3 protein-coding genes are annotated in these 9,137 nt (G+C 39.3%); all 3 read left to right on the top strand.

Features of this window, described 5'->3' with window-relative positions; translation table 11 throughout:
- Positions 1-122 precede the first annotated feature (122 nt).
- Positions 123-2,678 carry a GH116 family glycosyl hydrolase gene (locus DW036_RS22940; RefSeq protein WP_118466349.1) on the top strand — a complete coding sequence of 852 codons (2,556 nt, stop codon included), beginning with the start codon at positions 123-125 and terminating at the stop codon, positions 2,676-2,678.
- A 72-nt stretch (positions 2,679-2,750) separates the two neighbouring features.
- Entirely contained in the window at positions 2,751-5,852 is a 3,102-nt protein-coding gene (locus DW036_RS22935; protein ID WP_118466348.1) for a GH116 family glycosyl hydrolase, read from the top strand.
- A gap of 122 nt (positions 5,853-5,974) precedes the next feature.
- Complete coding sequence (locus DW036_RS22930) at positions 5,975-9,136, top strand: TonB-dependent receptor (RefSeq protein WP_158585989.1); 3,162 nt, start codon at positions 5,975-5,977, stop codon at positions 9,134-9,136.
- Position 9,137: the final 1 nt, after the last annotated feature.

The raw sequence follows: 9,137 nt of genomic DNA, 5'->3' as shown, positions 1-9,137 counted from the left end.
AATAGAATATAGACCGGATACAGAAAGAAAGAAAATCTATGAAATACTTTATAAAAAATACCTTCAATTGGCAGAAATAGCCAAATAGTCCCCTTTAGTTTTAATCAGAAAAAATATCTAACATGAAAAATCTCTTAGTCTTAGGAACTATTGTTCTTATCTCACTCAGTTCTTGCCGTAATGAAAGGCAAAATGAACCACAGATCAGTGAATACAACAAAGAATACAAGGGAGAATTCCTAAATCGCATTGCATTCCCCATCGGAGGAATGGGTGCGGGCATGTTTTGTCTGGAAGGCACTGGTGCCATTTCTAATATGTCAGTCAGACATCAGCCCAACATCTTTAATGAACCTTGTATGTTTGCTGCCATACACGTGAAAGGATACGATAAAGGCTCTAAAGTTTTAGAAGGACCTGTGCCTGACCGTAAAAAATTTGGTGGCCCGGAATCAGCTCTGGGAGGACCTTTGACATCCTGGGGGTTACCTCGATTTGAAGATGCAAGTTTCAGTTCGCGTTTTCCATTTGCATCTATTCGCTTATCGGACAAAGATATTCCCCTGAATGTTGAATTAAAAGGATGGAGCCCGTTTATCCCTACTGATCAGGATAATTCCAGCTTACCCGTCGGAGCCCTCGAATATGTTTTTACCAATACATCAGATCAAGATGTGGAAGCTATCTTTTCATATAACACCCGCAACTTTATGGCAATGCATGGAGCCCCCCGCACAATTCGTGCCATGAAGAATGGTTTTATCTTATCACAGAATGCTTCAGATAATGAAAAACACCTGAAAGGTGACTTTGCCATCTATACCAATACAGATGCAACGAAAGTAAATTGCTGCTGGTTTCGTGGCGGATGGTGGGATCCTCTGACGATGGCCTGGAATGCTATTGCTGATGGAAAGATTGTAGAAAATGCTCCTGTAAAAGAAGAAGCCCCTGGAGCTTCATTATACGTACCTTTCAAAGTAAAAGCCGGAGAAACTTATTCGGTTCGTCTGCAAATGGCATGGTATGTTCCCGATAGCAATATGCGTATTGGTGCCGATGCTGTTTCCGAAGATGATAAATCTTCAGAGTGCCCTATCGTGGAAAAAGTGGAAACTCCACAATATTATCGTCCCTGGTATAGTAGTCGTTTCGCCGATATTAATGAAGTTTCAGAATATTGGCTATCGAAATATGATGAGCTTAAACAGAAAACTGAACTATTTACAAATACTTTTTATAATACTACTTTACCGGCAGAGGTTATTGATGCTGTAAGTTCTAACCTTTCCATCCTCAAATCGCCAACTGTAATGCGCCAACATGATGGCCGTCTATGGAATTTCGAAGGATGTGGTGACACATGGGGTTCATGCCATGGTTCCTGCACACATGTATGGAATTATGCACAAGCCATTCCCCACCTTTTCCCGGCAATGGAAAGAACTCTGCGTGAAAGCGAATTCTTTATAAGTCAAAATAAAGAAGGACACCAGATGTTCAGAACCAATATTCCTATCCGCGCTGTGAAACATGATTTCCATGCAGCAGCAGATGGACAATTAGGAGGGATTATCAAAATCTACCGCGATTGGAGAATCTGTGGAGATACAGATTGGCTACGTATGATGTATCCTCAGGTAAAAAATAGTCTTGATTATTGTATTAACACTTGGGACCCACGGCGCACAGGTGCATTAGAGGAGCCTCATCACAATACATACGATATTGAATTCTGGGGAGCCGACGGTATGTGTACCAGCTTTTATGCAGCAGCCCTGCAAAGTTTTATACAGTTAGGTAAAGCCTTAAATGAAAACGTTTCCGAATATGAATCATTGCTTGCAAAAAGTAAAGATTATATGGAAACAAAATTATATGACGGAGAATATTTCATCCAGAATATACAATGGGAGAATCTGAAATCACCAGACCCGATAGCTATAGCCGAAAAGAATTGGAATAGTGATTATTCGGAAGAAGCACGTGCTATACTTATAAAAGAAGGTCCAAAATATCAATATGGCAAAGGTTGTTTGTCAGATGGTATTATCGGCTGTTGGATGTCGCTGGTAGCAGGTTTAGATGAACCTATTGATAAAGCCAAAGTAAAAAGTCACCTGAACTCTATTTATAAGTATAATCTCCGTAAAGATTTAAGTGATCATGCAAATCCTCAACGCCCTACTTATGGGCTTGGCAAAGATGGAGGAGTTTTATTATGCACCTGGCCTAAAGGAGGCAAATTGAGTCTTCCGTTTGTCTACAGCGATGAAGTATGGACCGGAATCGAATACCAGGTTGCTTCTCACTTGATTTTTGAAGGTGAAGTTGAAAAAGGCCTTGATATTGTCCGTACAGTACGCGAACGCTATGATGGAAAAGTACGAAATCCTTTTAATGAATATGAATGTGGAGGTTGGTATGCACGTGCACTATCAAGCTACAGTCTGCTTCAAGCTTTAACAGGGCTTCGTTACGATGCAGTAGACCATACTCTATATATAGACTCTAGAATAGGTAATAGTTTTAAAACTTTTTTATCCACAAATACTGGATTTGGGACAGTTGAAATGCAACAGGGAAAACCCATTATTAATGTTGTTTATGGTAGTCTTGATATTCAATCTTGTGTTGTTTCCGGCAACAAAACTGATTTCAAATATCAGACAAATTAAAGCAGATAGGTATTAAAAAAATAAGGTAATATAGATTGTTTTCAATTATTTCTAATTACAAAACAAAAGATTATGAAGCAAATTAAATTATTAACTCTTTCATGTTTGATGTCTTTATCTTTACCTTCTTTTTCCCAATATTCACCTGACCACAAAGTATCTCTGGATAAAGGTGATATAAAGTCATTCATTGGAGACAAAGAAACAAAAGGTGAAAGAAAAGTATACAAAGGTGATGAACTTACAACCATCGGCATGCCGGTTGGAGGCATTTGTGCCGGACAGTTATATGTCCGTGGCGATGGGACATTAGCCAACTGGTGGATTGCAAATAATGCTTATAACACAGGTTATGGAATAGACTGGTTATTAAATTTTGACACTCCGTTAGGTCCTTGGAAAGTCTGTTATCAAACTTTTGAACCGGCAAGCTACATCGATCAGGGATTCAAAATAACAGTAGACGATGGCAATAAAACAGTAACGAAAGAACTAAATAAAAAAGACTTTGACGACATTGCCTTTATAGGTGAATATCCGATTGCTTTTATTGAGTACGGACAAAAAAATGAAAATCTGCCCGTTAAAGTATCCGCAGAAGTCTATTCACCATTTGTTCCACTGGACGCTAAAAAATCTGCTACTCCGGCAACAATCATGAAATATACAGTAAAAAACACGTCGGATAAAAAGATTACAGCCAGTTTGGAAGGTTGGATGCAAAACCTGGTATGTATTGATCTAAAAGGACGTGCGGACGGGATGTTACAAAATAAAGTGATTGACAATAATGGCTGGAAATCCGTTTACATGGATATGAGAGTAGATAACCTGCCAACCAAAGCAGTTGATAAAAGCCGTAAATATGAAGTTTTTGAAAATTTTGAAAGCGGAACTTATAATCGCTGGAAAGTAGAAGGAACAGCTTTTGGAAGAAAGCCTTCTCCCGGAGAACAGTGCAACCAGAATCCTTTTGGCAGCGATTATGGCAACTACTTAGCCAATTCATATACAAATTATGATAAGCCTGTTGGCAAATTGACATCCCAACCATTTGCCATCAAATATAAATTCATTTCCTTCAATATCGCAGGTGGTTCTCATCCAGGAAAAACTTGCATCAATTTAGTGATCGATGGCAAGGTGGTAATGTCTGCAACCGGTAATAACAATGAAGATTTCCTGCCACGCAATTGGGACGTATCAAAATATAAAGGGAAAAAAGCTTATCTGGAAATTGTAGACAGTGTGGAAGGTGATTGGGGACATATTAGCGTAGACAATATAGAGTTTTCCAATTCGCCTGTAGATGCTCCTGCAACGACTATCGACAAATCACACGCATACTTTGGAAATCTTGCTTTATCTGTCTTCGATAATAACGCAACAGGTACGGCCGACCATTCAAAAAATAACGTGGAATATGCAGAAACGGAACTTGGTAATAAAATAAATGGAGCGTTAACCTCATCCATGACTTTACAACCCGGAGAATCTAAGGAAGTAACATTTGTGCTTTCATGGTATTTCCCAAACCGCCCATTAAGCTACAAAGGTTCTGAATGGAATAAGCCATTGCCTCCCAATAGCCCGGCTATAGGAAATATGTATTCCAATTGGTATAACTCTTCTTTGGATGTTGCCCAACAATTGCATGAGAACTATGCAGAATTAGCAAAGGAAACGCATACTTTCCACAATACTTACTACAATCAGACTACCTTACCTTACTGGTTAGTACAACGTGTAATGATGTCTATTTCTACATTAGCAACCGAAACCTGCCAATGGTGGGCTACCGACAAATTCTGGGCATGGGAAGGCGTAGGCTCCTGCGAAGGAACTTGCACACATGTTTGGGGATATGCTCAATCAATGGCTGCCTTATTCCCGGAACTGGAACGCAACCTGCGTGAAAAAACGGATTATAGTGTTTCTCTCAGAGAAGATGGAGCCATCTTATCACGTAATGGCGAACACGGTGTTTTAATTGATGGCCACGCGAGTGTAATTTTACGCATGTATCGTGAACACCTGATGTCCAAGAATAATTTCTTCCTTTCAAGAAACTGGGATAAGATAAAACGTTCCCTGCAATACATTATAAATGAGGATGGCAATGAAGATGGTCTGATCGTTAAAACTCAACCGAATACATACGACATTTCATTTAACGGTGCCAATACCTATGTAGGAGCACTTTATTTAGCTGCATTGAGAGCCGGTGAAAAGATGGCTTACATTATGAAAGATACCGTAGCTGCCAATTATTACAAGAAAATATATACGGCAGGTAGCGAAAACACCATGGATCGCCTGTGGAACGGTGAATATTTCTATCAAGATGTAGATGAAAAAGAATATCCTAAATACCAATACGGCAAAGGCTGCTTAAGTGACCAGCTTTTCGGCCAGACATGGGCTTCCCTCTATCGTTTAGGAGATATCTATCCTACAGATGCCATCAATAAAGCATTGCGTTCTATCTGGAAATTCAATTGGACGAATGATGTGAAAGCTCAAAGCGAAGCTCATCTTCCTGAAAGATATTATGCCCATGCCGGAGAACCCGGATTATTCATATGCACATGGCCTTACAGTAAACATCCGGGTGAAGATGGTGTAAGATATCGTGATGAAGTCTGGACAGGTATTGAATATCAAGTTGCAACTGAAATGATAAAACGTGATATGATTGACGAAGGCTTAGCCATAGTCAAAGCTATTCATTCACGTTACGATGGTAAGAAACACAATCCGTGGAATGAAATAGAATGTGGTGACCATTATGCCCGTGCTATGGCATCTTATGGAATACTACAAGCAGTACAGGGTTATTGGTATGACGGACCTAAAGGTATTATGGGATTTGATCCGAAACTCAGGAAAGATGATTTTACCGGATTCTTTAATGCAGCTGAAGGATGGGGAAATATCTCACAAACCCGCAAAAACAATAAACAAGTTAATTGTGTGGAAGTGAAATTTGGCCGTTTGTATCTTGACAAGTTACAAGTCAATTTACCGGCAGGAACAGGCATCAATAATCTAAAAGCTTCATTAAACAATCAGGATATTGCTGTCAGTGCTGCAAATACAAATGGTTATACTGAAATATCATTAAATGGTTTGCAGATGCGTTTGGGAGACAAATTGCAAATAACCTTTGAGTAAAAACAATACATGTTTCCAAAGTGGTGTGTTGCATGGATTTCAAAATACATGCCGCTTTGGAGCATATTACCTCAAAATACAATAAACATTTTTTCTTTTTTGTTACATTAAATCAATTAATTATGAAATCAGCATGTAAAAACAGATGCTTAGCAACAATTTTGCTTGCAATTTGCTTGATAGTGGGAGCTCCGCTATGGGCACAACAAAAGGTAGTACATGGCGTAGTTGAAGATTTAGAAGGTAATCCTATGCCTGGTGTTTCAGTAACGGTAGAAGGAACCACTATCGGGACTATTACGGATGTGGACGGTAAGTATGAAATTACAACTCAGGATGGAAAAAAATTAGTTTTCTCCTTTGTTGGAATGAAATCTGAAAAAGTAGAAGTCGGAAAGAAGTCTGTTATTAACATCAGATTGAAAGAAGATGCTGTAATGCTTCAGGAAGTAGTAGCCATCGGTTATGGTACAAAGACCAGGGCTACCACCACCGGTGCAGTAGACCTGGTAAACTCTGATAAATTAATGAACAGACCGGTGACGAATACGGCCGAACTTTTACAAGGTGTGGTTCCCGGTATGGAAATCAGAAGAACGAATCAGGGTAAAGTAGGTGAAGAAGGTTATTCCATCCAGGTCAGAGGCGTTACATCGCGTTCGGACCCGGGAATTCTGGTAGTAGTAGATGGTATTCCGTATAAAGACAATAATGCAGATGCTCTGAATAAGATTAATCCGCAAGATATTGAGAATATCACTATCCTGAAAGATGCACAGGCCGCCATTTATGGTGCTCGTGCAGCCGGTGGTGTTTTATTGGTCACCACTAAGAAAGGTAAATCCGAAAAGCCGACAATCAATTATACCGGTAATTTTACTTTCAATACTCCTGCCAGTGTACCACAGAAAGTAAACGTTCTGCAGCACATCGAAATGATGGGTGAACTATATGCTAATGATGGAATAACCAACCATTTTTTCACTCATCTGCTTCCTTATGTAGAAACTGCCGATATCTATTCCAAGAATCCTCAGGTTGTAAAAGGTCCATTTGGTGATACTCCCGATTTAGTGTTAGGTTGGCATGACTGGTGGGATGAGATGTATGGAACAGCTTTCGACCATTCACACAATCTATCCATATCCGGAGGCTCGGAAAAATCCAATTACTATGCTTCTATAGGTTATCTTGATCAAGGTTCCATGTTCAACTATGGAGAACACAATAACAAGAAATATTGGGGACGCTTCAAATATGAATATAATGTGAATAAGTACATTAAACTCCGTTCCAACGTATATGTAGGTCGTAAGAAAGTAACAGAGCCTTATAACATCGATCATCTGGCATGGTTAACTTACTGGACCTGGAACTGCCAGCCTACTTATAATCCACAAGGAGAGTATTATGCTTCCGGTGGTTTCGGTAATCCGATTGCCTATGCACAGCACACAGGTAATAAATGGAAAACTTATTATTCTTATTACACACAGTTGGGCTTTGATATTACTCCTATCAAAAACTTAACCATTACAGGTGACATGTCCTTGAATTATGATATCACCGATGAGAAGTATTATCGCAAAAGACACCAAACTTATCATTGGGATGGTTCTCTAAACTACGATGTAATAGATTACTGGGAAGGTGGAAAGACTAAAACGGAATCTCTTTACGGCAGAAATGAGCATATAGTTACATCTTTGCATGCCAACTATAATTTCAATATTACAGACAAGCATATGTTCAATGCGATGTTCGGTGCTTCTCACGAAGAACTCGATAGCAGAGGGTTCAATGCCTACCGTTACAATCTGATTACCGATGAATTGCCAATATTGGGTTTAGGAGATGCAGAACAACAATATAACGATGAATATTCCAACGCATGGGCTATTACTTCCATTTTCGGACGTTTAAGTTACAATTGGGACAATCGTGTTTTTGTTGAAGCAACCTACCGTAATGACGGCTCTTCCAAATTTGCCAAAGGTCATAAATGGGAAGACTTCTGGGGTGTTTCCGGTTCGTGGATCATTTCCAATGAAAACTTCTTCACGCCAGCCAAGAACTATCTGAACAATTTAAAAATCAGACTTTCTTGGGGACAACTCGGTAATCAGGCAGGTATCGGATTATACGATCATTACCAATACATCTTTGTAGGCGGACAATATCCCTTCGGAGATTCCAATAATCCATTGAAAGTTCCTAATGCATCATTAGGAGGTATGCCAGCTGTCGATAGAACATGGGAAACCATTGAAACTTATAATGCCGGAGTCGATTTCGGACTATTGAATAATCGTTTGAATGGTACCTTCGACTATTTTATCAAAGATAACAAAAACATGTTCTATGCAGAAGAATTTCCTACTATACTGGGAACAAGTGCCCCTTCCATCAATGGAGCTCACGTTAGAACCAACGGTTGGGAACTTACACTGAACTGGAAAGATAAAATAGGTAAGGTTGGTTATAGATTAGGGGTATCCTTAAGCGATAATAAAACCAAAGTTGTTTCTTTAAGTGATTCCAGAAATCCGGGCCACGGCCTGAATGCTTTTGTAGAGGGTTATCCCACCAATGCATTCTTTATCTATGAATTTGATGGATTCATTAAAGACGAAGCAGACCTTGCAGATTATAAATCTAAGATGAAAGGTGGAATTCCTACTAATCTGAGAGTGGGTGATGCCAAATATGTAGATAAAGACGGAGATGGAATATTGGAACCGACATTATACAAGGAAGGAGATTCCAACTCCGGTGACATTGTATATAAAGGTACTCATAACCAACGCTATTTATACGGTATTAACTTAGGACTTGACTGGAAAGGTATTGATTTCAGCGCATTCCTGCAAGGCGTAGGTAAATGGAATTGTATAAACGGAACCTATGCAGGAGGTGGAGAAGTATGGAAACAATCCTCCAAATATTTCTATCACAATACCTGGAGCACGGATCGTCCGAATGCAGAATATCCTCGTTTAACTCAGGATGGAGGTATCCAGGGTAACAATTATATGTGGTCAACCGCACCATATAAATATTTTAATAACAGATATTTGCGATTGAAGGAAGTTCAGATAGGTTATACATTCCCAACCAAACTTACAAAGAAGTTTGGCGTTGAAAATTTAAGAATCTACGCAACGGGTATGAATCTGTTTGAATGGGATAATTTGCCTGACGGATTTGATCCTGAAGCTCCCTACAACGAAAACTTAATACCTTTCTCCAGAACATATTCTATAGGTGTGAATGTACAATTTTAAA

Origin of the sequence: Bacteroides sp. AF39-11AC (assembly GCF_003474285.1) — a bacterium.
Classification (GTDB): Bacteria; Bacteroidota; Bacteroidia; order Bacteroidales; family Bacteroidaceae; genus Bacteroides.
This window is presented reverse-complemented; position numbering and strand designations above follow the sequence as displayed.